This is a genomic window from Limnobacter parvus (genome assembly GCF_024623725.1).
GTDB lineage: Bacteria > Pseudomonadota > Gammaproteobacteria > Burkholderiales > Burkholderiaceae_B > Limnobacter > Limnobacter parvus.
In genome coordinates, this window is record NZ_JANKHG010000018.1 from 238,534 (window position 1) to 264,207 (window position 25,674).

The 25,674-nt window shown below is 52.5% G+C and carries 31 protein-coding genes; 11 read left to right on the top strand and 20 right to left on the bottom strand.

Annotation, left to right across the window (positions count from 1 at the left end):
* Positions 1-94: 94 nt before the first annotated feature.
* A complete protein-coding gene (locus NSP04_RS11555) occupies positions 95-1,378 on the bottom strand; it encodes an ATP-binding protein (protein WP_257512506.1) in 1,284 nt (427 codons plus the stop codon).
* 32 nt (positions 1,379-1,410) lie between these two features.
* On the bottom strand, positions 1,411-2,112 hold the full coding sequence (locus NSP04_RS11560) for a heavy metal response regulator transcription factor (protein WP_257512507.1): 702 nt from the start codon (positions 2,110-2,112) through the stop codon (positions 1,411-1,413).
* A gap of 185 nt (positions 2,113-2,297) precedes the next feature.
* Between NSP04_RS11560 and NSP04_RS11565 the strand changes: the two genes are divergently transcribed.
* Both NSP04_RS11565 and NSP04_RS11570 read left to right on the top strand, forming a co-directional pair.
* Complete coding sequence (locus NSP04_RS11565) at positions 2,298-2,594, top strand: hypothetical protein (protein ID WP_257512508.1); 297 nt, start codon at positions 2,298-2,300, stop codon at positions 2,592-2,594.
* Positions 2,595-2,706: 112 nt separating this feature from the next.
* Positions 2,707-4,059 carry an ABC1 kinase family protein gene (locus NSP04_RS11570; RefSeq protein WP_257512509.1) on the top strand — a complete coding sequence of 451 codons (1,353 nt, stop codon included), beginning with the start codon at positions 2,707-2,709 and terminating at the stop codon, positions 4,057-4,059.
* 394 nt (positions 4,060-4,453) lie between these two features.
* Here the strand turns inward: NSP04_RS11570 and NSP04_RS11575 are convergent, their stop codons facing one another.
* The 5 genes from NSP04_RS11575 to NSP04_RS11595 form a co-directional block, all read right to left on the bottom strand.
* Positions 4,454-5,074 carry a cation efflux transmembrane domain-containing protein gene (locus NSP04_RS11575; protein WP_257512510.1) on the bottom strand — a complete coding sequence of 207 codons (621 nt, stop codon included), beginning with the start codon at positions 5,072-5,074 and terminating at the stop codon, positions 4,454-4,456.
* A 60-nt stretch (positions 5,075-5,134) separates the two neighbouring features.
* Positions 5,135-6,421 (bottom strand): DsbA family protein, encoded by a 1,287-nt coding sequence (locus NSP04_RS11580; RefSeq protein ID WP_257512511.1) that lies wholly within the window; start codon positions 6,419-6,421, stop codon positions 5,135-5,137.
* Positions 6,422-6,463: 42 nt separating this feature from the next.
* Positions 6,464-8,341 (bottom strand): B12-binding domain-containing radical SAM protein, encoded by a 1,878-nt coding sequence (locus NSP04_RS11585; protein WP_257512701.1) that lies wholly within the window; start codon positions 8,339-8,341, stop codon positions 6,464-6,466.
* Positions 8,342-8,445: 104 nt separating this feature from the next.
* Positions 8,446-8,847, bottom strand: coding sequence for a hypothetical protein (locus tag NSP04_RS11590; protein WP_257512512.1), 402 nt, complete (start codon positions 8,845-8,847; stop codon positions 8,446-8,448).
* A 37-nt stretch (positions 8,848-8,884) separates the two neighbouring features.
* A complete protein-coding gene (locus NSP04_RS11595; RefSeq protein ID WP_257512513.1) occupies positions 8,885-9,010 on the bottom strand; it encodes a hypothetical protein in 126 nt (41 codons plus the stop codon).
* A gap of 81 nt (positions 9,011-9,091) precedes the next feature.
* Between NSP04_RS11595 and NSP04_RS11600 the strand changes: the two genes are divergently transcribed.
* Both NSP04_RS11600 and NSP04_RS11605 read left to right on the top strand, forming a co-directional pair.
* A complete protein-coding gene (locus tag NSP04_RS11600) occupies positions 9,092-9,457 on the top strand; it encodes a cupin domain-containing protein (RefSeq protein WP_257512514.1) in 366 nt (121 codons plus the stop codon).
* A gap of 1 nt (position 9,458) precedes the next feature.
* Positions 9,459-10,103 carry a trimeric intracellular cation channel family protein gene (locus NSP04_RS11605; protein WP_257512515.1) on the top strand — a complete coding sequence of 215 codons (645 nt, stop codon included), beginning with the start codon at positions 9,459-9,461 and terminating at the stop codon, positions 10,101-10,103.
* Positions 10,104-10,125: 22 nt separating this feature from the next.
* On the opposite strand, the gene NSP04_RS11610 is transcribed toward NSP04_RS11605, so the two are convergent.
* The 3 genes from NSP04_RS11610 to NSP04_RS11620 are packed head-to-tail and all read right to left on the bottom strand — an operon-like array spanning position 10,126 to position 12,219.
* Positions 10,126-10,617 (bottom strand): flavodoxin family protein, encoded by a 492-nt coding sequence (locus NSP04_RS11610; protein WP_257512516.1) that lies wholly within the window; start codon positions 10,615-10,617, stop codon positions 10,126-10,128.
* Entirely contained in the window at positions 10,614-11,957 is a 1,344-nt protein-coding gene (locus tag NSP04_RS11615; RefSeq protein WP_257512517.1) for a type II toxin-antitoxin system HipA family toxin, read from the bottom strand. Before NSP04_RS11615 ends, NSP04_RS11610 begins: the two co-directional genes overlap by 4 nt.
* A gap of 1 nt (position 11,958) precedes the next feature.
* Entirely contained in the window at positions 11,959-12,219 is a 261-nt protein-coding gene (locus NSP04_RS11620) for a helix-turn-helix domain-containing protein (protein WP_257512518.1), read from the bottom strand.
* 222 nt (positions 12,220-12,441) lie between these two features.
* Here NSP04_RS11620 and NSP04_RS11625 point away from each other — a divergent pair, with 222 nt between their 5' ends.
* From NSP04_RS11625 to NSP04_RS11635, 3 genes are all read left to right on the top strand, one after another.
* Complete coding sequence (locus NSP04_RS11625; protein WP_257512519.1) at positions 12,442-13,263, top strand: hypothetical protein; 822 nt, start codon at positions 12,442-12,444, stop codon at positions 13,261-13,263.
* Positions 13,260-13,634, top strand: a complete 375-nt coding sequence (locus NSP04_RS11630) for a hypothetical protein (protein ID WP_257512520.1) — start codon at positions 13,260-13,262, stop codon at positions 13,632-13,634. Before NSP04_RS11625 ends, NSP04_RS11630 begins: the two co-directional genes overlap by 4 nt.
* 116 nt (positions 13,635-13,750) lie before the next feature.
* Entirely contained in the window at positions 13,751-14,251 is a 501-nt protein-coding gene (locus NSP04_RS11635; RefSeq protein ID WP_257512521.1) for a hypothetical protein, read from the top strand.
* Between the two features lie 49 nt (positions 14,252-14,300).
* On the opposite strand, the gene NSP04_RS11640 is transcribed toward NSP04_RS11635, so the two are convergent.
* The 3 genes from NSP04_RS11640 to NSP04_RS11650 all read right to left on the bottom strand — a co-directional run bounded on the left by NSP04_RS11640 (position 14,301) and on the right by NSP04_RS11650 (position 16,591).
* On the bottom strand, positions 14,301-15,062 hold the full coding sequence (locus NSP04_RS11640; RefSeq protein ID WP_257512522.1) for an alpha/beta fold hydrolase: 762 nt from the start codon (positions 15,060-15,062) through the stop codon (positions 14,301-14,303).
* 153 nt (positions 15,063-15,215) lie between these two features.
* Positions 15,216-16,013, bottom strand: coding sequence for an SDR family NAD(P)-dependent oxidoreductase (locus NSP04_RS11645; protein ID WP_257512523.1), 798 nt, complete (start codon positions 16,011-16,013; stop codon positions 15,216-15,218).
* Positions 16,014-16,018: 5 nt separating this feature from the next.
* Positions 16,019-16,591 (bottom strand): hypothetical protein, encoded by a 573-nt coding sequence (locus NSP04_RS11650; protein WP_257512524.1) that lies wholly within the window; start codon positions 16,589-16,591, stop codon positions 16,019-16,021.
* Between the two features lie 143 nt (positions 16,592-16,734).
* Between NSP04_RS11650 and NSP04_RS11655 the strand changes: the two genes are divergently transcribed.
* Positions 16,735-17,271, top strand: coding sequence for a TetR/AcrR family transcriptional regulator (locus NSP04_RS11655; protein ID WP_257512525.1), 537 nt, complete (start codon positions 16,735-16,737; stop codon positions 17,269-17,271).
* Positions 17,272-17,332: 61 nt separating this feature from the next.
* Here NSP04_RS11655 and NSP04_RS11660 read toward each other — a convergent pair whose 3' ends face one another.
* From NSP04_RS11660 to NSP04_RS11670, 3 genes are all read right to left on the bottom strand, one after another.
* Positions 17,333-18,382: an extracellular catalytic domain type 1 short-chain-length polyhydroxyalkanoate depolymerase gene (locus NSP04_RS11660; protein WP_257512526.1), complete on the bottom strand. Its 1,050-nt coding sequence runs from the start codon at positions 18,380-18,382 to the stop codon at positions 17,333-17,335.
* Between the two features lie 203 nt (positions 18,383-18,585).
* Complete coding sequence (locus NSP04_RS11665) at positions 18,586-19,005, bottom strand: ribbon-helix-helix domain-containing protein (protein WP_257512527.1); 420 nt, start codon at positions 19,003-19,005, stop codon at positions 18,586-18,588.
* A 232-nt stretch (positions 19,006-19,237) separates the two neighbouring features.
* On the bottom strand, positions 19,238-19,558 hold the full coding sequence (locus NSP04_RS11670) for a DUF2834 domain-containing protein (protein WP_257512528.1): 321 nt from the start codon (positions 19,556-19,558) through the stop codon (positions 19,238-19,240).
* Positions 19,559-19,674: 116 nt separating this feature from the next.
* Here NSP04_RS11670 and NSP04_RS11675 point away from each other — a divergent pair, with 116 nt between their 5' ends.
* A complete protein-coding gene (locus NSP04_RS11675) occupies positions 19,675-20,328 on the top strand; it encodes an alternative oxidase (protein WP_257512702.1) in 654 nt (217 codons plus the stop codon).
* A 73-nt stretch (positions 20,329-20,401) separates the two neighbouring features.
* Here the strand turns inward: NSP04_RS11675 and NSP04_RS11680 are convergent, their stop codons facing one another.
* The gene (locus NSP04_RS11680; RefSeq protein ID WP_257512529.1) at positions 20,402-20,731 is read right to left on the bottom strand and encodes a hypothetical protein; all 330 of its coding nucleotides are present in this window, start codon (positions 20,729-20,731) and stop codon (positions 20,402-20,404) included.
* 136 nt (positions 20,732-20,867) lie between these two features.
* On the opposite strand from NSP04_RS11680, the gene NSP04_RS11685 reads away from it, so the two are divergent.
* The gene (locus NSP04_RS11685; RefSeq protein WP_257512530.1) at positions 20,868-21,512 is read left to right on the top strand and encodes an MBL fold metallo-hydrolase; all 645 of its coding nucleotides are present in this window, start codon (positions 20,868-20,870) and stop codon (positions 21,510-21,512) included.
* A gap of 4 nt (positions 21,513-21,516) precedes the next feature.
* Here NSP04_RS11685 and NSP04_RS11690 read toward each other — a convergent pair whose 3' ends face one another.
* The gene (locus tag NSP04_RS11690) at positions 21,517-22,914 is read right to left on the bottom strand and encodes a Fic family protein (RefSeq protein ID WP_257512531.1); all 1,398 of its coding nucleotides are present in this window, start codon (positions 22,912-22,914) and stop codon (positions 21,517-21,519) included.
* A 77-nt stretch (positions 22,915-22,991) separates the two neighbouring features.
* Positions 22,992-23,534 carry an NUDIX domain-containing protein gene (locus NSP04_RS11695; RefSeq protein ID WP_257512532.1) on the bottom strand — a complete coding sequence of 181 codons (543 nt, stop codon included), beginning with the start codon at positions 23,532-23,534 and terminating at the stop codon, positions 22,992-22,994.
* 112 nt (positions 23,535-23,646) lie between these two features.
* Between NSP04_RS11695 and NSP04_RS11700 the strand changes: the two genes are divergently transcribed.
* A complete protein-coding gene (locus NSP04_RS11700; protein ID WP_257512533.1) occupies positions 23,647-24,876 on the top strand; it encodes a cation:proton antiporter in 1,230 nt (409 codons plus the stop codon).
* Here the strand turns inward: NSP04_RS11700 and NSP04_RS11705 are convergent, their stop codons facing one another.
* Entirely contained in the window at positions 24,877-25,665 is a 789-nt protein-coding gene (locus NSP04_RS11705) for an FRG domain-containing protein (RefSeq protein WP_257512534.1), read from the bottom strand.
* Positions 25,666-25,674 lie beyond the last annotated feature (9 nt).

Here is a 25,674-nt window from a genome sequence, read left to right on the forward strand (position 1 = left end):
GAATACGTTGAGATTGGTGCGAATTAAGCTGCACCTTTCCCAACGCTCCAGCTCACCATGCGTTTACACAGAACGGAGGTACTTTTAGAAGATACTAATTCCTGACAGTGAAACCAATTTGAACCCAGCCCGCATCGTTTTGCGCGAACGGCTCACCGCCGTGCAGCCGCGCAATTGCTGCCACAATGGCCAGGCCCAAACCATGATTTTGACCGCTTTCTTTGCGTGCCTGGTCGACCCGGTAAAACGGTTCGAACAAATGCGGTACGCTGGCTTCAGGAATACAAACACCCTTGTTACTCACCGTTATTTTCACCAGCCCAGTGGTTGCTTCTTGCTGAATATTCACATGAATGATGCTGCCTTCTTCGGCATAGCGAATGGCATTCGAAACCAGATTGGACAAAGCCCGTTTTATTAACTCGGCATCAACTTTCGCGCCTGCATCACCTTGCAAATCAAATTTCAGGTGCTTGTCGTCCACCATGGCCTCCATGTAATCCATCACAGGAATTACCAATTCGCTGAGTTTTTCAATCTGGCGAAAATCCTTGTATTGCCCTTGGCTGGCGTGCGACAAAAACAGCATGCTTTGAATGATGCGGTTCATGCGCTGCAGCTCCTCAAGGTGACTGTGCAGTGCCTCCCGCAAATGCGCCGGATCAGTGTTTTTCTCGCGCAGCAGAAGCTCATGGCTTACCGTCAGGCTTGAAAGCGGGGTATTCAGTTCATGCGCCACATTTGAATTGAAGGCACGCAGTTGGTCATGGTACTGACCCACCTTGCCCATCAATTTATTGAATTGCTCAATAACGGGGTAAAGCTCTTCAGGCTCGTGATCTCCTTCAATTCGCGCGGTTAAATTGGATGGATCAAAATCAGCAATTTTCCGACCAAACTTGTTCAAGGGCTTTAGCTGAAACCGCGCAAAAGTACCACTCAACAAAAGAATGAACGCACCCCACACCACTGAAACACCCGTGAACAGCAGGGCAATGAAGTTCAAGAACTGTTTTTCCTCAGACACATCAATGGCCAGTTCAAGATCGCGCATTGGCATGTTGCCGCCCAAACCCACCAAGGGATACATCGCGCTAACTTTGTGTTTCTCTTGACTCAGTAACACCTGCGGGCCGTACAAAACCTGGCCATCAGTGCCATGTACTTTGGCGCGCACATCGCCAAGGCTGACTAACAACTCATCGACCCGGCTCCACATTTCAACCGGCATTAACTCGCTGTTGCGCGCCAAAATTTGCTCAATGCTGGACGCCGCACGGTCCAGGGTGTCTTGTTGGCGCATGTCTTGCCACATGCAAATAGCTTGATAACTGATAACGGCGATAATGCCCACGCCCAGAATACTGAGAATCGACATTTGCCACGAAGACCGCCGCGCAATGGAGCGCCTCACAACGCCTGCTCCACTTGCCTTTGTTCAAGCACATAACCCATGCCGCGCACGGTGTGTAACAATGGCTGATCGAAGGGTTCATCCATTTTGCTGCGAAGCCGGCGCACCGCCACATCCACCACATTGGTTTCGCTGTCAAAGTGCATGTCCCACACCAACTCAGCCAGCTCGGTGCGTGAAAGCACCTCGCCTTTTCTGCGCAACAACAGCCACAGCAAACTGAATTCCTTGGCGGTAAGCCGCAAATCCTGACCAGCACGTTTGGCGTGGCGCTTTACAGCGTCCAGTTCCAGATCGGCCAAACTCAAGTGGCTGCTTTCGGCCACCGCGCCCGCCTGTCCTTTGGCCCTGCGAGCCAATGCATGCACGCGCGCCACCAATTCTGAAAATGCAAAGGGCTTGGTCAGGTAATCGTCGGCACCCGCTTGCAGGCCCTTCACACGGTCTTCCACCATGGATCGGGCAGTCAACATCAACACGGGTATGTTCATGGTTTGGCGCAACGCTGCAAGTACGCCCAAGCCATCCAGATCGGGCAACATACCATCGAGAATAATCAATTCATAATGACCTTCCGTGGCCAGGTGCAAACCATCAATGCCATTGTGCGCAACATCGACCACAAACCCTTCGGAATTCAGTCCCTTTTGCAGGTAACTGGCCAGTTTTTTCTCGTCTTCAATCACCAGAACTTTCATACACACCACTTCACTTTCGTGACTGAACATGCCTTGCAGTATAGAAGGCAAAGCCCCATTTTTAAATTACAAACTTGTAATGTGCCTGTGGGTGCTTGGTCATTCGAGCCTGCGTAAAGTACAACTCATGCCAAGGCGACAAACGCTGCGGCCAAAACTCAACGTTGTACTACAGGAGATATACCATGAACGCACGTCAACTAATCGCTACTTCCGTACTGGCCATTTCAGCATCTTTTCCAGCCGTGGTGCTGGCCGGTGGTGATGCCACAACGCATGTATTCACCGAACAAAGCCAGCGCGGTCAGTTAACACGCCAGGTTGTCCTGAACGATTACATTCAAGCTGTTCAAGCAGGTGAATTCAACACAGTGCCTGGCGATGCAAGCGCGATTGTTCAACCCGGCAAATCCACTACAACACGCGCTGAAGTGTTGAGCATGATCAAAGGTGCAAACCTTAACAAGGGCGATGCCAGCTAATGGTTAAATAAATCAGTCGATGTGACGGTTTTCAAAGGGCGCCTGTGATTCCCCGCACAGGCGCCTTTTGTTTTAAGATGAAGTTCGATCTTGCTTCAAAGCAGTGCTTCCCATGTCGTCCAGCAACAAACCCCCTGTAACTAAAAATGCCAATGAATCGGCAGTACCCGCTGGCCGCTTTGCGCGCTTAAGCCGCTTTGGTGCCTTGGCCACTACAGTGGCCGGGTCGGTGGTGAAAAATGGCACCAAACAGTTGGCGCAAGGCAAGCGGCCCAAGCTGAGCAGCCTGTTAATGACCCCCAAAAATGCCATGCGCGTGGCCGACCAACTGGCGCAACTGCGCGGTGCAGCCATGAAACTGGGGCAACTGGTGTCGATGGATGCCGGCGACATGCTGCCACCCCAACTGGCAGAAATTATGGCCAAGCTTCGGCAAGACGCCAAACACATGCCGCGCAAGCAACTGCTGGCAGTGCTTGAAAAAGAATGGGGCGAGAACTGGGATGAACGGGTTCGGGAATTTAATCTGACCCCAATTGCAGCTGCATCCATCGGCCAGGTGCATGAAGCCATTTCATTAACTGGTGAAAAGCTGGCGATTAAAATTCAGTATCCAGGTGTGCGCGACAGCATCGACAGCGACATCGACAACGTGGCCACCATTCTGCGCTTTACAGGCCTGGTGCCCAAAACTTTTGATTTGGCTGCGCTGCTGGCTGAAGCCAAAAAGCAGTTGCACGAAGAAGCCGACTACCTGCGTGAAGCCGAGTGCATTGTGAAATACACAGAAGCCTTGGGTGAAGACGAGCGATTTGAAATTCCCACCGTGGATGCCAGCTTGACCACGCGCGGTATTCTGGCCATGCGCTATGTGGAAGGTGTGCCGATTGAACAAATGGCACATGCCACACAGCCCGTTCGCGACAAAATTGCCACCACCATGTTCGAATTGTTGTTCAAAGAATTGCTGGGCATGCGCCTGATGCAAACCGACCCCAACTTTGCGAACTACCGCTACAACCCCAAAACCGGCAAAGTGGTGCTTCTTGATTTTGGTGCCACACGCAGTTTCAACAAAGAACTGGTGGATGGCTATGTGGATGTGATGAAAGCCGCGCAAGCCAGCAGCCGAAGCCAAATGGAAAAAGCGGGCCTGCGGATTGGCTACTTTGATTCCACCACAAAACCTTACCACCGCGACCTGGTACTGGACTTGATGGAACTGGCCTGCATACCGCTGTGCACAGAAGGCGTATTCGATTTTGGCAACACCGACCTGGCTGCAAAAATTCGTGACAAAGGCTTTGAGCTGGGCGAAGACAGAAAATTCTGGCATGCCCCACCCATTGATTGCCTGTTTATTCACCGCAAACTGGGTGGGCTGTTTTTGCTGGTCACCCGGCTGAAAGCGCGGGTGGATGTGGGGGCGTGTGTTGTATCAGGCGCTGTAGTTGCTAGGGTCTGAGTAGTCTACTGTGTCTTCGCCTGTAGACTCAGAATTACAACACGGCGTAGCCTCGCAAATCACCGCGCAACCCAACGAAACACCAGCCATCGCTGACAAAAGTCCACCAACATACAAACAGTGGGCCAGAGCAATGGGGCTTGCATAAACATTCCCAGCAAACATTCCTACTGAACTTGCCAAACATCCAGCCGTAACACACATCATGCATCTATTTATTTCGCGATCGATTTGCGATGATTGATTTCTATCCATCGATTGTTGCGCAGGCGCCTGGCTGGTCGCGGCATTTGAAATGGGTGTTGGCATTAGAGTGCTCCATGGTGATAAAAGGACCACTTCGTTGCGTATTCCAACAATCAGTTCCACATTTCCTCGGTATGGGTTGGTTCAGCTATGGCACCCGCATTTCTCCCCGCGCCTGTTTGATCACACTGACTGAAGCAGACAAACCCAGTGAAGCCATAAGCGCCGCCACAACCAGATCAGGCCATGCGGTTTGGGTAACGCCCACCAACACCGCGGCACCCAACACCGCCAGGTTGCCAATTGCGTCGTTTCGGCTACACAGCCACACCGAACGCATATTGGAATCGCCCTCGCGGTACTTGTATTGAATGGCAGCCACCCCCACATTCACCGCCAAAGCCAACAGGGCAACCAAGCCCATGGTGGTGTGCACCGGCACTTCACCGCTGAATGCAGCGTAAAGCGCAAAACCCAATACACCCACACCATACAAACCCATTGAAACACCTTTCACCAACGCCGCCTTGGCGCGGGTTTGCAAAGCCATACTCAGTACGAAGAGGGACAATGCATAGTTGGCCGCATCGCCACCAAAATCTACGGCATCGGCCAACAAGGCCACGGAGCCCGAACGCCAGCTTGCACCAATTTCAATGAAAAACATGGCCGCATTCGCAATCAATGCGATCCACAGCACCTTGCGGAAACCGGGGTTGGCGGCACTTACTGCAGCTTCGTCTGTGTGGCAATGGTTGCAACCGGGCATGGCGCTTCCTTTATGAGTACGAACAACTACTCTATTAGAAACCCTGACACGGTGGCAAGGTCAAGGCCCACTCAAGGCCCACAACCTGTCTTGCCCCCACACCACGGTGTTGCCCACCATGAATGAAGGCACGCCCCACAAACCTGCCGCAAACAATTCCTCGCGGTTGGCCGCCGCGCGTTCCCGCCAGGTCTCGTGCTGCAAGGCCACCTGCGCGCCTTCCCAGCTCAATCCAGCGCGCTCCACGATTTTTCGGAGCCCCTTATCACTGCCTGCATCAATGCCTTCGGCCCACACACCCTGCATGAAAGAGAGTACGAATTCCTGCCCCTTGCTGTGCTGCTCGGAAAATGGAATCAAAGCCAGGCCACGCTCGGTGGGTTTGCCAACGGGGTCGTTCAAGCGGCCAAACGGAATGCCGCGCACATGCGCTTCGCGCGCGGTGTCGTACACAATGTATTCGCGCTTCACTTTGGGCACCGGCAAGCCCCGCATCACCATGGGCAACACAAAGCGCAAATTCACTTTTGCGCCCGTTCGCCGACCCAACTCAAAAATGCGTGGTGCCACAATGGCGGAATAGGGGCTGCGAAATGAAAAGAAAAAATCAATGTTTGGCGGATGTTCAAGTGGCTGGGTTTGGGTTAGGCCATCGTCTGCAGGGAAAAGCACACCCGTTACACCCTCGTGTTGCGCGCCAAGTTCTTGCAGGCGTTGCTCCAAGTGGTAAAGCCGGTCAATGCCCCAATACCATTCGCCTTCGTAATACAGCATGCCGCCCAGGTAATGCCCCAGTTTTTCGCGCAGGGCGTCGGCTTCTGCAATATATGTTTGAACTTTTTCACTTGAAATAGCTTTCAAAGCATTGAGATGTTCGGGTGGGGTTTGCATTTCATCTTTCGCCCACAACCACTGCCCCAGCGCACTGGCATGTTCAACAAACTGCCCACTTTCTATGGCTGCCACAAGACAATGGGTGGCGTGCGCACAGCGTTCTTTGTCGGGCTGTTTGCCATGATCAGTGAAATTCAAACCATGGTGTTTTGCAAGCAAAGCCGCATCTACGCGGCTGTAGGCCACCAGCCTGTCGCGTTCGGGCGCAGCTGAATCAGGTGGGAGGCTGACAATATAGGGCGTCAGCTCGACCTTGTAGCGCGCCAGAAAAAGCGGCAACGTCTGCGCCAACAAATGGCTGTAGGGGTCGTCAACTTGATGAAAATAGAAAACTTGATGGGGGCGGCCCGATGCCAAACGTTGCTTTTCAGCCTTGGCCCGCTTGGCCAGCAATGTGCTGCGCGCAAAGCGGCGTTGGGTAACAGTGGGCATCAGCAGGGTTTTCAAACTCATGGTGCCGCCTTTGAATTTTACACCCTGTTAATATTAACTGCTTTATTTCACCTGGGTATTAAGTTGGCTGTACAAAGCGCGCTCGATGAAATCTTTTTTCACCGAGGGGCGGGGCACTTGCTGATCAAACCAGCTGCGCACGTTTTGATCCAGCCCAATGCCGTGCATGTAGTTGTACAAGGCGCGGTTCAGCCCTTCGCCCAGCGCAGCATGGTCTACCCCGGTGGGGTCAACAAAACCAATGTCGTTTTTTGCAAAGGTGCCTTGGGGCAGGGGCTTTAGTTGAATGCCGTATTCTTCCGGGTTCTTGCCCACGGGCGAATGCACGGTGCAGGCAAAACGGTGAAAATAGCCCGATTGAATACAGCCTTCTGCGAACAACTGGCGCACGTATTCCAGTGCATCGACTGTGTCTTGCACGGTTTGGGTGGGGAAGCCGTACATCAGGTAGGCATGCACCAGCACACCTGCATCGGTGAAGCCCTTGGTGACCCGCGCCACTTGTTCAACCGACACGCCCTTTTTCATCAAATTCAGAAGGCGATCAGATGCCACTTCAAGCCCGCCGCTGACGGCAATGCAACCGCTGTCGGCCAGCAACTGGCAAAGCTCGGGCGTGAAGGATTTTTCAAAACGAATGTTGCCCCACCAGGAAATCGACACATTGCGTTCGATCAATTCCAGTGCCAAGGCCTTCAGCGCTTTGGGCGGTGCGGCTTCATCCACGAAGTGAAAACCGGTTTGCCCGGTTTCCGCCACAATGGCTTCAATGCGATTCACCAGCTCGGTGGCTGTTGCGTTTTCGTAGCGAGAAATGTAGTCGAGCGACACATCGCAAAAGCTGCATTTTTTCCAGTAGCAGCCATGCGCCACGGTCAGCTTGTTCCAGCGCCCGTCGCTCCACAGGCGGTGCATGGGGTTCAGCATGTCGAGCAAGCTAAGGTAGCTGTGCAGTGGCAGGCCGTCCCAAGTGGGGGTGCCCACATCGCCGAAGGGCACATCGGGTTCGGCCCAGTTGGTGTACTGCACTTTGCCCTCGGCATTGCGCGTAAAGGTGCGCACCAAGCGCTGCGGGCCACGCTTGCCTTGCAAGTGCTCAATCAAACACAGCAGGGGGCGTTCGCCAGAATCAAGCGTAACGAAATCAACAAAGTCGAACAGCCGTGGCTCGGCCAGTTCACGCAATTCCGTGTTGGCATAACCACCGCCCAAACCAATTTTAATGTCGGGGTTTTCGGCTTTCATGGCCTGCGCCATGCGCAAGGCAGCGTACACAGCGCCAGGAAAGGGCACCGACAACAACACCAGTTGCGGCTGCTGGCGCTTGAATTCAGCCAGCGTCAGTTCCACCAAAATTTCATCAATCAAAGTGAAAGGCTGTTGCAGGGCATTGGCCAACGGGTCGAAACTGGCCTGGCTGCCCGCCAACGATTCGGCGTAACGCACAAACTCGAAGCGTTCATCCACGGCATCGGCAATTACATCGGCCAAATCGTTTAAATACAGGGTGGCGAGGTGCCGGGCTTTGTCTTGCGCACCCAAGGCACCGAAGGCCCAGGCCAGTGGGTCGCCGCCCTCTTCGTCCACATACACGTCCAGCGATTCAAACCGTGGGCCTTCGGGCAGAAAGCCCCGGCTATTGATTCGGTGTGCCAAAGTGGAATCACCCCCCTGCAAAAAGCGGATGGTGGGGCCAATGGTGGCGCGGTAACGGCTGAACTGGTCCATGAACAGGGCAACGCGCTCGGTAACTTCCTCGTACTGCTCAATTTCCTCGGCAATTCTATCCAGCCCTTGCGGCGAAAACAGTTTCAACACCAGGCCCAGCGCAATGTCGGCCTGCACGGCGTCAATGCCCTGCTTGCGCAAAAAGCCGGTGATGTAGGCAGTGGACGGATACGGTGTGTTGAGCTGCGTCATCGGCGGGATGAACGACAACACACGAAAAGCTGTGGACACAATGAAACCTCTAGCGGAACGTGGCTAGATTCTACACCGGGTAGGGAAAATTGGACTGCGGGGTTTTAAACTCGGGGTGGCTTGAAAAGTCGATCATTCAACCACGCCTGAACCTGAGGGGGTTCAAGAAATGACTGGGGTGGGTGCTTCACAACCATTTGCGCGTGGACTTGTTGCACGGCAAACACCGGGTTCAAAGCACACATGCCACATTCGTTGCAGGCATTGGAATCAGCCGGGACTGAATCGTTGCCAACGGACAAATCGGGGCAGGGTGTTGAAAACGATGACCACTGGTCAGTGGGCTCGCCTTGGAAAACACCAATTGAAGCGGCATTGGTTTTCCAATCCTTCTGGCACTGTAGACGACACAATTCACTCGCGCTTGCGGCCAAAGCCTGAAACAAGAACGCACCCAACAACAGGGCCACGAGCCATTGTGTGACAGTTTTCCAGAATCGCGACATGGTTTAAAACAGCAGGCTGTTTAAGTTGCGTGCTGCATTAGCAGCAAGGCATGGCCATGGCGCAGCAAATTGCACCAGTTTCGCAGCAAGAGCCTGCAAATGCGTAGGTAGTGGCCAACAAGCTGGTCAGGAATACGCTGGTTTTAGTAATGATTGATTTCATGAAAAACTCCTAAGTTAAAAAAACAGGCAGCCAATCTGCCTGCCATTACAATAGACCACGGTTTAAAACAAAGTTCAATCCATGATCAAAAAACTAACTGCATTTGCCAAGTGCAACACACCGCTGGAACACGACCACCCCCGCCCGGATCGCCTGGAGAAAGGCAACCCCCTTCGCACCACCTGGAACCACTACGAACAAAACGGCGTAAGCGCCGGCATGTGGACCTGCGAAACCGGGGCATGGCGAATTGCCTTTGCACCGGGGAAAGACGAGTTCTTTCATGTGCTGGAAGGTCGCGTTCAAATTACGAACGCTGATGGCCAGGCTGAACAATTTGGCCCAGGCGATGCGGGGGTAATTCCTGCGGAATTCACGGGCGTATTCGAGGTGTTGGAGCCTGTGCGCAAACACTACGTGATCGTTGATCGCGCGGTGGTACAGTAATATGGCCGCGCTAAACCCTGGCGAACTTAGCCAGAACATTCAACTGGGCATTGAAGTGGTGGCCACATTGGCCTTTGCGCTTAGCGGCATTCTGGTGGGCGCGCGCAAGCGGCTTGATGCGGTGGGCGTTTGCGTGGTGGCATTTCTTGCCGCATTTGGCGGCGGCACGCTGCGCGACTTGCTGCTGGATGTGCGGCCCTTTTTCTGGGTAAAGTACATTGAGCTGCTGTGGGCCGTGTTCGTGCTGTGCATCATCGCCATGCTGTTTATGCGGCAGCGGCATTTCAAATTCACTGAAAAAGCCATATTGTGGCCCGACACCCTGGGGCTTGGCCTGTTCACCGCAGCGGGTGTGTTCGCATCCATTCAAGCGGGCATGCCCAGCCTGGTGGCGGTGTTTATGGGTGTAATTACCGGTGTTTTTGGCGGTGTGCTGCGCGACATTGTGTGCAATGAAATTCCACAGGCTTTTCAAGACCACCGCCCCTATGCCATTTGCGCCTTCTTTGGCGGCTGGGCCTATATTGGCCTGCGTGAACTGGACAACCCCGCCTATGTGAACTTGGTGGGCTGTGTGGTGGTTACTGTTGGCTTGCGCGCGTTTGCGGTGTGGAAAGATGTGCGGCTGCCGGAGTGGAGAAACTGAGTGGCGGAATTAGCTTAGTGAGCTAGAAAAGCCCCATGCTTAAACCACTTGCTAAGGCAGCACCCAAATCGTGGCAGCGTTGCAGATCGGCAGGGCCAATTGTTTTGGGCGCCAGAATTTTCTCTGGCGTTTGCGCATGCGTGCACACCACAATCGGCTCAGCCATTTCCTTCAAACGCCACCCCGTGGCAACGCGCTGAATTTGTTTCACAGCGCCCTGGCCGTCGCTGCCAGCGCACACCAACACGGCGTAGGGCCTGCCTGTTAACTGGTCCAAGGCCGGGTAATAGGTGCGGTCAAAGAAGTCTTTCATCAAACCCGCCATGTTGCCCAAAGTTTCCGGCGCAATGAACACATAGCCATGCGCATTCAACACATGTTCAGCATTTGTTTCGCTGGCGTGCAAAAGCTGTGTGTGCACGCCGGGTTCGGTGGCCGCGCCTTCGGCCACTGCCTGGGCCATGGCTTTGGAACCGCCGGTGATGGAGTGATATGTGATGAGGAGGGTTTTCATGATGTTTGCATTGACCCAAGTTTTTTTGCAGCTTTTTCCAAACCACCCAAAACCGTTTCCGCAACATGCGTAGAAAATCCGCTGGGCAGAATTTTTTGCACACTTTCAATGAGGGCTGGCGTGCGCTCAATCAACTCTTGAATGACATGTTCAGCATCGTCGCCATAACCAAGCTGTTGGGCAGTGCTGTTGAAATGCCTTCGAGCAATTGAATGCATGTCGTAGTGACGATTCTTCCCCAGCAAAGCCATCGACAGCTTTAATTGGTAAGGCGACCACTGATTGGGACCCTTGCCCAGCACAGGGTAAGCCGACATCACATCGTACAAAGGGGCCAACTGAAACTTGCCTCCTGCCAGTATTTGAATGCTGAAGTTTTTTGCATGTCCATCTGGCGCGCGCAGCAGCCAGAACAAAACCTGGCTTGCCATCAAAGTGCGTAAATCAGCGGCAGCATTTTCAGACCCGCGCAGTGTATTGAATAAAGCTTTCAGCCCCGGGCCGCCGTCGCTTTCATACTTCAGCAAAGGCGAACAGCCTTCAACCTGACAAAAGTCTTCCTGCGGAAGACGCATTAGCCATTCACCATTGGGTGCCAGCTTTCGGTCGAATCGCTCGACTACCAACACGCGTTGCGCACCAAATGTTTCAATGGCAACGTGAGCAACTGGCAAACCATAGGCTTTCAGCAAGGTCATGCATAGCCACTCATTGTCGACCGAACTTGTGAAATCAGCCTGCCGCCCACCCACCAAACCCAAGGGCAGCTTCAGAATGTGGGTGGTGGGTGTTGAACCTTGTGGCAGGCACCACTTGCCCTTCCAGCGCAGCAGGGCTGTTTTTTCCTGCGCGCCGGCAATTGATATTCTTAATTCGGCACTGTTGTGGCGCCCAGCAGCCATACCAGCAGGCGACACGGTGTCGATTAAAATGTGTTCAATGTCTTTTTTCGTAACCTGTGTGCATTCAACAGTGCGTACCGCCTCAGGTTCTTCGTCTTCGCCCAACAGTTGAACTGCGCCCACACAATCACGGCCAATGGCTTTCAGTAAATCAAAAGGGTCTGTGGAGCCGGTTTTAAATCGCTCAGCAATTCGTTTGCGAATGACATCGCTGTCAGGTAGCAAATTGTCAAAATAATTCAAAACCTTCTTGCCGCTGAATGGCAAATTTTGGAAATTGAAAGGCAAAGACAAGGACAAAGGCCGACCCATGGCAGAGGCAACCCAATCTGCATCGTACTGCAGCAGCATGTCGCCCCGCGCAGGAATGGTCCAGACACCAACGCGCTGCCCATTGGACCAAATAGACAAACTCTGACTGCTTGATTTGCGGCCCATGTTACCAATCCGCCTTGGCGGCTTGATTTGAATGGGTGCCACGCACGCCCACAAGCAACTCCAGCCCCAAAACTGCGCACCAGTTCATTAGCTGATTCAGACTAAGTTCTTCGGGGTGCAGCTCCAAATGCGACACGCGCGATTGGCTTAACACCAACTTGCTGGCCAGCGCAGACTGAGACATGCGCTTGGCCTTGCGAGACGTTTGCAAAATGTGCCCAAGCTGTGAACTTGTAACCAAAACCTGTTGCTGATTTGCCATGGAAAATTTACCTGCATTACGAATAAAATTAATTTATTTGTTTTACAGGTAAAAAGCAAGTATTTGTTATACAGGTATTTAAGAAGTACTTTGGGTGCCCCGTGGTTTAACCGTTAGGGGATCTAACCAAGGTAACCATTCAGAGTGACCGTTCCACCCTATTTTTCAGTTTTTCCCAAAACGAAATAATAATGCTCGGTTGCCCACATTTCGTTTTCAAAAATGTCTACTCTGATTACACCCCAAATTCGTCAGCAATGCCTTCAAGCGACTAATTCAGTGATTGAACTTCGCCCTTTGGGTGTGGTTCTGGCCATCGATGGAAACGCCGAAGTACTGCGTCAACCACACACCGCACCAGTAGACAATCATTACATCGTTATTGATGTAACAACAGGAAAACCAGAAGTTTCTGCGCGTGAAGTGGCTGGGGAAGGTGCAATGGCAGCCATCAACTGTTCAGCCGCTGTTATTGCGGGCGTGGTGACATTCGGTACTGCCGCTGCAGCGCCAGTTACAGGCGGCACAAGCTTGGCTTTAACTACAATCGGCGTCGCCGCTACTGCCGCCACGGGGCTCAGTTGCTTCAACTCTGGCATTCGGACATACAATGCGATGTTCCATGTTGGAAGGAATCAACAATGGGACAATGTGCAGGCTTATAAAACAAGCCTGCAAGTACTAGACGGTGTTTCACTTTTGGGCGTTGGGGCCTCTGCCGTTGCTGCTCGCCGCGCAATCAAGGTACTAAGCAATGCAGGAGTTCATATTCCCACGGCTCTTACCGGCAATATCAACAGACAACAAGCAGCCTTGCTTACCAAGGAAATGATCAGATTGCGCAGGCCAAATATTTCAAATGGCGAACTCAAAAAACTTGTACGTGAAGGCGTGGAACCCAAGCGCTACCCAGCCCCACAAATTACAGCGGGCGCAATCAAAAGCTTGAAAGACTCTATCGCAGCTGGCCTTTCATTTCTATCCAGCGCACTGGATGGCAACATCAAGGAAATAAATGTTTACCTGGTCGGTTTGAACTCATGAAGCTACAACTTTCCACCCCTTTTTCTTGGGCGATCTGCATTGTGGCAACAGGCATGGCGGGGGTATTAAACCTGGCGGCGGCTGAATCGTTGTACGGCAATCTTTCCGTCGAGTGGATGCTTGCGTGCATGCTTTTTATTTCCGTTTACGCCACCTTGGCAGCAAGACAAGCGTATCTACATGCAAGAAAGTGGCCCAAAACTGTGATCGTACTTTTGTTCCCACTGTCGTTTTTGCATTTAATGTTTGATGCACCAATTGCTCTGAGTATCGGCGTCACTGTTTTCAACCTGCTGTTATGGGCTGTGGCCTATCGGCTTACTGATAAGCTAATTCGCCTTTCTCCGAAGAACACTTTGAATCCGTCTTGAAAAGCTGGTGTTGCGGTTCCCTGTAAATTTGGCCAACAAGGTAGCCCCGCCTTAAACCACCTGTTCAAAAAGACCAAAACCATGCGTAACTTCATTTTCATTTAGCCCGAGAAATTATGATTAAGAAAACTGCTTTATATTTTCTCTTTGTGTGTCTTTCAACTTCCCTAGCGCCTGCTTGGGCAGGTTCCGGAAGCGACTGCGTGTATGAACACAGTGGCGTTGATGTCCAGCAGTTTAAAAAATCGAGGCATGTGATTGGCTTTGAGAAGTTGGAGAGAAATACTGGTTACATGGGTGCCCTGAAAGGCATTGGTGGTTTTCATCTGCAACTTTTCAGTTGCGTGCACTACGGTGCAACGCTGACTGTTCTTCTTGGCCCTAACCCCAACGCCGAGACCGTGACTACAACGTTCGATGTATTGCCAGCCTTGTTATTCCCCGCAGTGGATGTGGCAAAGGTGAAGGCAGCGTTAAAGGAAGTTCAATTAGATGCTTTGTACACACCGCAGCACCTGGAATCATTAACCGCTGAAATGGGAATGACTGATATACGTGTGCAAATAATTGATGCAGACGGTATGAGTTTGTTGGTGTTTGCATTTTATGGAGGGTGAGGCTTGTTTCGATTGTTTCTGCTGGTCGGCCGGAGCGAACATTTGGTGTTCACTCCTGGATCAGAAACTCCTTGATCAATGCTACGGCCTGAGGCACATGCAATAAACCCGAATGTGATGCGCGTAAATTCGGGAATCGATCTTGTAAATATAAATTGATTACACCAGGTTCATCTAGAAACTGACTTTCAACTGGTGTAACAACTAGATCATCTTTTGTGGCAAGCACTAGGGCTCGCAAACCAGCCTGATTGAGCCTTCTGTTCTGCAGATCTGTCATAAAGTCAGATTTGCTACCAAGTTGAACACATGCGGGGCAATGTACTGAGGATACCTTGGGTGAGATCCGATCAGTGCCCCTCAAACTGGGAGCGACTGCGATTATTCGGTCTATCCTGTCAGCAAACTCCGGCGTATTCGAAGCAAGAAAGGCTAACAGCCCACCTTGTGAGTGACCAATAACACTGACTTTTTTTGCACCCGTCTCTTGCAAGACAGTACCGATAAACTGAGTTACTTCTAAAAGCGAGGCTTCGATATCAGCGGTTCCATTTACGCCATAACCACCTTGTCTACCGTAATTCAACGCATATAAACAAAAGCCATTCTCCTTAAGGACGGGTGCCACAGTTGAATAAGCACGACGAGCATTGGCGAAGGTTCCATGTACCAATACCACGGGCGAATAATTTGAGTTCGCACAACTTACGTTGACGATACCAGGCAAGCCCAGCGAATCATCAGACAATGCAGTGCCTGACTGCAACAGACAAAACAACCCCATTCCCATCGTTAAACTTAATAAGCGCAAACGAGTACTCCAACAATTAAACATCACACAACCTCTGTTTACACGAACTTGATCTTTCGTGGGAGAGAAGTCTGCAACTTGGAGATACGGACCTAAACGCAAGGCTCGTCCAAAGTCCCCTTCGGCCGACAAGCACCCCTTAGTAATATCCCCTCAACCTTCCTTGAATGGATTCAGGCGATTACCCAGGTGGTACTGAAGACCCACCGGTAAGGGCCTCATGCTGCCGGCCAGGATCTTGTTGACGGTGCCGGGCACGCACACGGGCTTGCCCTTCATCACGGCCTTCCAGCCTTCACGCACAACGTCGTCTGCCTCCTGCCAAAGCATGTCGGGTAACTTGTCTGCGGAATCGCGCGTGCCCATCGTGTCGTGGAATTCACTGCGTGTAAAACCCGGGCACAGCGCCGTCACATGAATGCCTTGTGGCTTCAGTTCCATGTCCAGCGATTGCGACATGCCCAGCACATAACTCTTGATGCCGGTGTACAGCAGGCTGGCGCCTGGTGGCGAAAACGCAGCCAAAGAGGAAAGATTAACAATACGGCCCCAGCCACGTTCCTGCATACCGGGCAGCACGCGATGGCAAAGCTCGGTGAGGGCGGTAACCATCAGCTGAATTTCGGCAGCCAGCTTTGGCCATGGCGTGTCTGCAAACGCTGTTTTGCCGGAAAGGCCCGCATTGTTAACAAGCACGTCAATGGCAATGCCCTGCTTCTGGGCGAAAGCCATGATTTCGGCTGGTGCAGCCGGGTCGTTAAGGTCGGCGGCAAATACATCGCAGCGCACGCCGTACTGCGCAGTCAGCGCATCAGCAAGTTCCTTTAAGCGATCTATGCGGCGTGCAACCAGCAGCAGCGCATATCCTTCCGAGGCCAGATGGCGTGCAAAAGCAGCGCCAATGCCTGCGGAAGCGCCTGTAACCAGTGCAGTACGTTGGGTGGTATTCATGGTGTTCATGCTCCTGAAAATGCGGGCAATTCCCGCGATCCGATAACAAAATTCTTGCGTACCTGGCCGATGTCGCCTTGATACGGTGCAACAGGGCCTTCGAGCACAAAGGGAAGGGGAATATGACGTTGACCCTTGCTAAAACCCCAGGTACCAATGCCGAGATAAAGCCCAGGCCCTACCCTGCGTACCTCGTCCACCATGTTCACATCGCCGCACAGGGATTCGAAATGGCGGTAAACAAGTTGGTAGGCCGGCCGGCCATCGAAGCGAGAGGGTGCCAGCAGGGTTAGCATGGGATAGTGCTGCACAAGCTGACCACCCTGCAGAAAGGTGTTGTAACCCCGGCCAGTTTCGCCATCCACCGACCGGAAGGCTTTGGATTGCCAGCTTCTGATGGGGTTGGCCACCGCCACCCAGCCGAAAGCCTTGGCCAGCAAGTTTGGCTGCGTTAGTAGACTTGCCCGGTAATCACCCTGCATTTCCTGTATTTCTGGGGCTTGCAGTGTTGTAAACAGCTGAAGTAGCTCGTTTGTGGGAAGCCGATGCAAATCGGCTTTTAAAAGCGCTTTAGCCATTTTTTTCTATCCTTGCAGGCTGCTGTTGAATGCTATTCAACACAATACTATCTGATTGTTGAATGACATTCAACACCTGTTACAATGTTGTTAGCAATTTTGATGGGCGCAAGGCCCATGAGTGAAGGAAGCAGGAGCCCAAGATGGCAAAAACAAAGCGTGATCAAGACCGCGAGGCCAAGCACAAGGAAATTGTTGCAGCCGCGCGGGCACTGTTCATTGACGAAGGCTACGAGGCCACATCGATGAGTCGCCTGGCCGCGACCGCAGGGGTAGCACCCAACACCATTTACTGGTATTTCAAGGACAAAGATGAGGTGTTGGTCGCTGTGCTCGATGCCGAGTTCTCGGCAAGCGTTGAGGGCTATGTACTGTTATCGGCATCGAACCCCACAGACCGAATGCTTTGGGTTGCAAGCCAGCTTAAACGGGTCAGCCGCCTGGTCAGCACCGTGCACAGTAGGCTGGAGAAGTCTGCGACCATCAATGCCTGGCACGATCAGTTCCATTTGCTGAGTGAAGAAATGCTGCGCTTTGAGTTACAGCAAGCAGGGGTGGCGCCAGACATGATTGAAGCCAGAGTGAAAATCAGCGTGTTCACCATTGAGGGACTGCTTGCGCATCCACTTCCAGAACCGGAAAAGCGCGCCATCTGTGCCGCGCTTCTCAGTGTTTCTTGAATATGAAAAGGTTTTAATCAAAGGGCCTTGTCGGCCAATCTGAAGCAGTCCTCATCCTGGATTACGCGTTGCCCGCGCGTAATTGCGAATAAAAAAAGCGGACCATCTCGGCCGAAGCATCCGGTCCGCCCATGTCGGTGTACGACCCTTGTGAACTGCCGCCTGACCACGCGTGGCCAGCGCCATGCACCACCCATTCCTCGACAACAGGTTGGTCCGTTGCATCGGCATACACTGTTTGGCTGTACTGGCGGCCACCTGCTGTCGAACCCTGACTAACACTGCTTTGCAAACGCGATTCGCCCGAGTGGCTACGGATGGCCTGCTCGACGATTTCGGTGCCATTTTGCGCGTCGACTGTATGGTCGCGGTCGCCATGAAAAACAATGGTTGGCACGCCACATCGCCCTGCTGCCTGATGGGCGCTCGATCCAGTTCGATTCGGCATACCGGGCAGGCCTGTGCTTCTTTTCATGGCACCGAAGGCAGAGGGCATGTCGTGGGCAGCGCCATAAGGCAAGCCGGAATGGGCGCCAACCGCAGCATAAATGTCAGGGTAGGTTACGCCGAGAATAACGGCCATGGCGGCCCCCGCCGACAGCCCGGCCACGAACACGCGACGTTCATCCACGTGATAATTGGCCACAACTTCTTTCGTGATACCGGCGATCAGTGCGGGCTCGCCGCGGTCGCGATCCTGGTCTTCCGAGCGGAACCAGTTCCAGCACTTTGAGCCATTCGCATTGGCGGCTTGGGCGGGATAAACCACCAGAAAACCGTGCTGCTCGGCCAAGGCATTCATCCGCGTGCCGGCAGCGAAGTCATCTGGCGATTGGGTGCAGCCATGCAACATCACGACCACCGGTACCGGTTCGCCCAGCTGGCCTGCATAGCTCGCCGGGATGTAAAGCTTGTAGGCTCGCGTGCCGGCATGGTTGGTGAACGACCGGCTAAGGAACTCGCCACGTTCGTCGGGCGTGACGATTTCCCGGGCAACCCCCTCAATGATCACACCTCGCTCGCTGGCTGCTGGCACATGCTGGTTTAGGCCGGCGTGGTTTAAGCCAGCGGTGGAAAGCGATTGCTGAATGGTGTCCATGACATTTTTCATCGGACCCGTCTGCGTATTCAGACCGGCCGAGCTGAGCGCCCCATTGATCGTCGCGTTGATTGAATCAATATTGAACGAGCCCATCGGGAATGATGTTTTGGGCAAGGGCATTGCCTTGAAAAAGCGGCTACGCAGATCGTCAGAAAGTTTCATAATTTTGTCCTTGAGAAATTAAGCTCAGTGAATAAGTTCAGTGAATGAGTTCAGTGAATGCGATCGGCCAGTGCCTTACGCACTGCCGCGCTCGCCTGAAAGGCGCCCAGAACAACAACCGATTCGATGGTGGCGCGAGCCAGTTCAGGGGAAACGTCGTCGGCAATCCGCGCCAGGCCAAGGACCTGAATCTGCAGCATTTCTCCGGCGGCCAATGCCCGCTCAAGATCGGCACGGGTAAGGTGCTGCAAACCCAGCAACAAGGTTCGGCGAGCGATTGTCTGCTTGACTTCCTCGGCGTGCACGGTCAGCTGATTGCGGATCGCGGTGCGAATAAGGTCGGTGCGGTTCGAATAGAACCCCTCCTGAACCAGAAGGTCGATCTGCCCCAGATCAACAACGCCCAGATTAATCGTCAACTTTTCGGTTTCGCCGACTCGGGGTCGAACTTCAATTTCATTTTTTGCCATCTGCATAACATCCAATTACCCTCTACATGGATGGTATTTAAACACGTGAAGCGGCAAAGAGCAAATTGTTTTGGAATTAAACGAAGAGACCGATAGGCTGCGCCTGCGGTCGTGACCTGAGCATTAAGGAAGTTCAACTGGATGCGGGTGAGTTACTAAAGATTGCAGCGGTCGTTATTTGCAACGCAAACTATCGTCTTATGTATACCCCTGTTATCGAGTACGGGCTAACCTATTTAATCTGCTTGCCCCGAATCAACAAGTACAAAGCAAACCCCACCGCCACCCCGGGTACAACGCCCAAAAGCAGGCAAACCCACCCGTACCGAACTGCATGGGTTTTGGCTTCATAAACCACCCAAGTCGCAAGAATAAACCAGCACACCAGAACGTCGGTCGAGTAGCCGCTGGCATAGGGGTTCACAAATCCAGCTGCAAAAGCACCCCACACATCCGGATTTTCGACTAAGGGCGGTACAACAACCAACGCAAAAAACCCGGTGAAGAAAAGAGCTGCGAGAAGCAAAATTGCTTTAAAGACTGATTCGGACATGGTGCGATTTTCTCCGTGGCAAGGTGTGCGAATTATGGATTTCCACCCAATAGGGCCTAAGCTAGCCTACATACCTATATAAGCGTAGACTAATTCTTAGTAAACCAGATTCATACATTTTTCGATATGAATCAGCCTGCCTCGCCACAGCATTAAATGGAGTTGAACACATGGAACCGGTACCCAAGGATTTCTCAGACAAGTTCGCCAAATCCCTCACAATGTTCTTTCGGTGGTTCGCAGACACCTTCTTTGCCAAACGCTATGGCAACCGTGCTGTTGTTCTGGAAACAGTGGCTGGCGTACCCGGTATGGTCGCCGGAATGTGGATTCATTTGAAAAGTTTGAGAAAAATGCAGACCGGCTATGGGCCCAAAATTCGTACTTTGCTGGAAGAAGCTGAAAACGAGCGCATGCATTTGATGATCTTTCTTGAAATTGCTAAACCAAGCACCATGGAACGCTTGTTGGTTTTGTTTGCCCAACTGGTGTTTTGGCACTTCTACTTTATTTTGTATGTGTTTTTCCCAAAAACTGCGCACCGCATGGTGGGGTACTTCGAGAACCAGGCGGTGATCAGTTACACCGAGTACTTGAACGAAATTGACTCTGGCCGAATTGAAAACATCGCCGCGCCGAAAATTGCGATCGACTATTACAAGCTACAACCCGACGCCAAACTGCGTGACGTGGTGATTGCCGTAAGAAATGACGAACAAGGCCACGCCGACGTAAATCATGACATTGCCGACAACCCGATATTGAATTGAGCGCTTCAACATCTTTTCCGCGCTTCAAAACCCGAGCAGGTCAGCGCTGGCGCGTCTCGGGTTTGAAGCTTCATCAATCCAGCATGAAATTCGGATCACGCATATTTGGGTCATCTTCCGTACTGTTCCTGTTGTAACAAGCAACACTGCAACACAGCACGGCCAAACCGCTGATTACGCCCCCTAAAATCACGTTGTACGACAGTGCCAGTCCTGGGCCTGCAACAACGCAGGCCGCTCCACTCAGGCCGCTCCAGACAAAAATATCGTGGGCCGTGCACCTTGTTGATGAGTTGTTGGGGCTTAGCTGATTCAGTTCATGGATGCCATTCCTTCCCTGCATTGACTCACACACAGGCGCAGAGCTGTTAGGGGCTGCACTTCCCGCTGAAGCGTTGATCATTTTTATTTCCGTGTTGTAAATAGGACCACTAAGTAGCTGGGCCTTTGAATTCGTTCCTTTGTGACATGTATTACAAACATTGAATCGCCACAGCAAACTCACTACCATTACCTCTATTTCAAACCAGTCACCCACTATGCTTCACTACCACACCATACCGGTTACCCAATTTGCGCAGAACTGCTCCATCGTGTGGTGCGGTGAAACCAACAAGGCAGCGATCATCGACCCGGGCGGCGATCTTCAAAAACTGAACAAAGCAATCGCCGACCGCAAACTGGAACTGGAAGCGATTTGGCTGACCCATGCACACATTGACCATGCTGGTGGTGTGGCAGAATTGGCCACACAGTTGAAGTTGCCCATTATCGGCCCGCACGAGGGCGACCAGTTCTGGATAGACCGCCTGGCCGATCAAAGCCGCATGTTCAACTTTCCACCAAGCAAGCCCTTCACGCCCAGCCGCTGGCTAAGCGATGGCGACACGGTGCAAATTGGCAACTGCACCTTGAATGTTCGCCATTGCCCTGGCCACACACCGGGCCATGTGGTGTTTTATTCAGAAGAAGCAAAACGTGCCTTTGTGGGCGATGTGCTGTTTGTGGGCAGCATGGGCCGAACCGACTTTCCCGGTGGCGACCATGAAACCCTGATCGACAGCATTCGGAACCGGCTGTGGCCCATGGGCAACGACACCGTGTTCATTCCCGGCCATGGCCCGGAAGGCAGCTTTGGGCAGGAGCGCCGAAGCAACCCGTATGTGCGCGACTTGCAATTTTAAACTCTCAGTGCGGCCGTCCATCCTGGATCCAGGCTTGCACTGAATTCATATCGAGCCGATAACGCGAGCCATGGTGCACTTGCAAGATTTGCAATTCGTCCATCAGCATCGCTTTCAATCCAGGTGAGCTGTCTTCGGTTAATTCAAGTTGTTCAAGTGCTTGCGCGGCCGATAAACGCCGCCGCACGACCAAGCCCACCGTTTGATTCAGACTTTCACGGTATTGAATGCGCAAGGGGTTGGGCACACCCATTGAATTCATCACGACCACATACTTGTTCATCGATCGTTCATAGGTCCAGCAGAACAAATCGGCTGCCAATGACACATCCTGAAATTCATACACGCCAATCATGGCTCTTGCGTAATCGATGGGCTCCACATCCAGAAATGAAAGCGGCGCGCAGTTGTAGAGCATCAAAGGAATGTTTGCAGCAAGGCGACTGGTGCGTTTGTTGCCGTCCTCAAATGGCTGCAGATACGCCAAATTTATCCATAGAAAAAACGCGCACTCCAAGGGGTTTTTAATCAGGCGGGCTTTTTCAAGAATGATGTTCAACATTTCATTCAGTAAAGCAGGTACCTGGGTGGGCACATACACTGTGTCGCTGATATTCACCACTTTTTGGCGAATGGCACCCAATGCATTCATGTCTTCCAGCAAATCCTGCATAAGCGCGGTGTGCAGGCTTTTAAGCAGGGCAGAAGTCAAACCCTGCAATGGCACGGTGTCCACGAGAAATTCAATTGCGGTTTTGTGATTCATCAACATCACGGCATCCATGTCGCCACTCACCATACCGCGCTTGAACAATTCCTCGGTGGCCAACAGGCTGTAACGATTGCCCTCCAAACGCGAAGAAGCCCATGACAAATCAATCAAGAGTTGCTCAAGCACTTTGCGTGCATAAGTACCCGCAGGTTGTTGTTCACGAAGCCGCCCTGCCTGATACAAACGATCAGCGATTTGCTCTGAAAGTAGGCTGCTTTGATTGGGCACATACCCGTCAACGAAATCGCGTTGATAAGTCACTGGATTTCGCGCTGCGAGGGGCTTGTTGAGTTTGCGTAGTAGCGCTTGCGATTGTGCAGACCATTCCGGCTGCTCACGCGGCTGTGCGGGCCCGTATGGCGCAGCGGGTGATTCCAGAAAATTGGTATGCGGGTTATTGGACACTTCCGCCAAGCCAGCCAGTCGATACCGGGTGGCGCGGGCTTTGCCCTGCCGGATCAACAAACCTTCCTGACACAATGTTTCAAGATGGCGCCGCACGGTGGCAGAACTACCCTGCGTGGCTTCAATTACATCGGTCGAAGACACTTCCTGCAAGCCCGAACGCGCCAATTTTTGAACCGCAAGCAGAACTTTGATCGGGTTGATCTTTACAGGGTGATCATTCATTAATCTGCTCACTTATCTAATAATTTGATCAAATATGAGCAAATAATACAACACTAAGCAGATTTACCTCAATAAATTTACGATCCGCCCACCCAAAACGCCCCAATAATGGTTTTTACATCGCTCACCTCACCGGCCTTGATTTGCTTCATCAACTCGGCCGGTTCTACCAGCACCACGTCCAGAAACTCGTTGTGGTCCAGTTGCCTTTCTTGCAGGGTTAGGCCACGCGCCACATACAGCTCGATTTTTTCTGTGGAATAGGAAATGACAGGGTGGATGGTGGTGATGTATTCCAGCGTTTGCGCCACATAACCGGTTTCTTCAAGCAGTTCGCGGTGGGCGGTTGCCACAGGGTCTTCGCCAGGGTCAATTTTTCCCGCCGGGAATTCCAGAAACACACGGTGCAGGGGGTAGCGGAACTGCCGTTCCATCACGAACCTGCCGTCGTCCAGAATGGGAATAATGGCTACAGCGCCGGGGTGCACAGTGTATTCCCGCACCGATTCTTCACCGTTGGGCAGGCGCACAGTGTCTTGGTTCACCTTCATTAAATGCCCATCGAAAACGCGGGTGCTGTTAATGCAGGTTTCTTCCAGGTGTTTTTCAGAATCAGACATGTGGGCAACTTCAAAATTAAACAATCTGCACATTTGAACACATTGAGAACTTCGCGTTTACCCTAACCTTCCCGGTGGTAAACTCAATCGCCAACATTTTCTACATTTCCCCATGTCACTGCTTTCCAGCCTGCTGTTGCTCATCGTAGTTGCCCGCTTGTTTGGGCGCTTGTTTGCACGCTACAACCAGCCCGAACTGATCGGTGAAATTCTGGCGGGCGTGCTGTTGGGGCCAGCAATTTTGGGTTTGATTGAGCCGAACAAGGCTTTGGCAGGCGTCACCGAACTTGCAGTGTTTCTGATCATTCTGAATGCTGGCCTTGAAATGCGCTTTTCTGACATCGTGGGCGCAATGAAAGGCCGGGGACTGCTATTGGCCGCCATCAGTTTTTTCATTCCTTTTGGTGGTGGCGTTCTGGTGGCCGCAGCATTTGGACAAGACATCATGAGAATGATTTTTCTGGGTCTGTGCATTTCAATCACCGCCCTGCCCGTGGCCGTTAAGCTGATGGACAGCCTGGGTATTCTGCACACGCCTATCGCGAAGTTTTCGCTGGCCACTGCGGTGGTGAACGACGTGGCTGCCCTCTTTATTCTGGGTATTGTTCTGAATTTGCCTGAAACCCTAACCTTGGGCGACACGGGCCAGGCGGTTGGCATTGCCACCCTCAAATTGCTTGCGCTGGGTTTGGTAGTAGTGGGGCTTAACCAATTGCTCAACTGGCTGGAAAAACGCAATGTAAATGTGCAGGCATTGCCTGAATCGATGATCCGCGTGTTTGGCCCGGAAGCGCTGTTTGGCATTGTGGTGGTGTTTGTATTGGTGTTCGGCACCATCAGCGAAGCGCTGGGTTTTCACTTCGTAATTGGCGCGTTTTTCGGGGCGCTGTTTTTGGACAAAAAACACTTTATTGCCTCGCGCTACAAAGATCTGCAAAACAGCTTGGGTTCAATCACCAATGGTTTTCTGGCGCCAATTTTCTTCGCCTACCTGGGGCTTGAACTGCAATTGGTCAGCTTGAGCGAATGGGATTTCCCGCTGATCGTGATTTTGGTTTCAATCGTAACCAAATTGTTCGCGGGTTGGCTTGGCGGCTTGATGGTGGGCATGGACCACCGCGAATCCCTGGGTCTGGGTGCTGTGCTGAATGGCCGCGGCGTGATGGAACTGGTGGTTGCTGGCATTGCTTACCAAAACGGCTTTATTGGGCCCACCATGTTTTCAACACTGGTGTTGATGGGCATTGTGACCACATTCCTGACCCCAATATTTTTCAAGCAAGTGTACCGGGGCAACCGGCTTGAAGAATACCGTCAGGCAAGTCGCCAGGAAATCCAATAACTACACACGCGTGGCCTGCAAATGCCCGGGCCAGGTAATTTCAAGTTCATAGGCAATAGAGCGCGAAAGCCCGTCCAGGTCGGGAAACAGCGTGGCGTGGGTAATGTTCATTCGGTACAAGGCCAACATGGCTTCCTTGCGAAGGCTGGCAGGCAAAACAAACTTGCGAATCATCGCAGGGCCGGTTTCATAGTGCTGAATAATTTCGTCAATGGGTTTGTCCAGCACCCCCGGCACCACGAATGTTCCCGATTGCGCAACCAGCCGCCCGTCCATTCGGTCGGGTTCGCCCACCCACATAATGTCGTTGGTGTTCGATGCAAAGTAACGCTCGAAATTGCCTTCGATTCGCGGGTCGATCATGTCGCGGTGCAAGGTTGCATTGTTGCTGGGTGTGGCCATCCACAAACGGGGCGTGTCCAGCGCAAACACCGCAGAATTTTTCGTGGCCCTTTCCAGTGCAAAAAATGCGGCCACAAATGGCGACTTGGTGAAGTCAAGCATGCGCGTGGGTGCGCCGTGGTGCTGCATTAGCGCAAGGCATCGAACATCGTCGTCCAGCACGCTGGCATCAGGCAAATAATTGTGCGCCTTGCGGCGAAAAATCCGGAAGGCACGTTCCTCGCGTGAACGCCAGGTCGCTTTGTCGGGCACGTAATTGTGCAAGTACCGCGAAAGGGAACTGAGCAATGACCAATCTGCGTCTTGTAGCCCACGAAACGCCCAACCATCACATTCGGTGGTTAGGGCAACAAACTCGTTCCAGTCGGTAATTTGAATGGTTTCCAACAATCAACT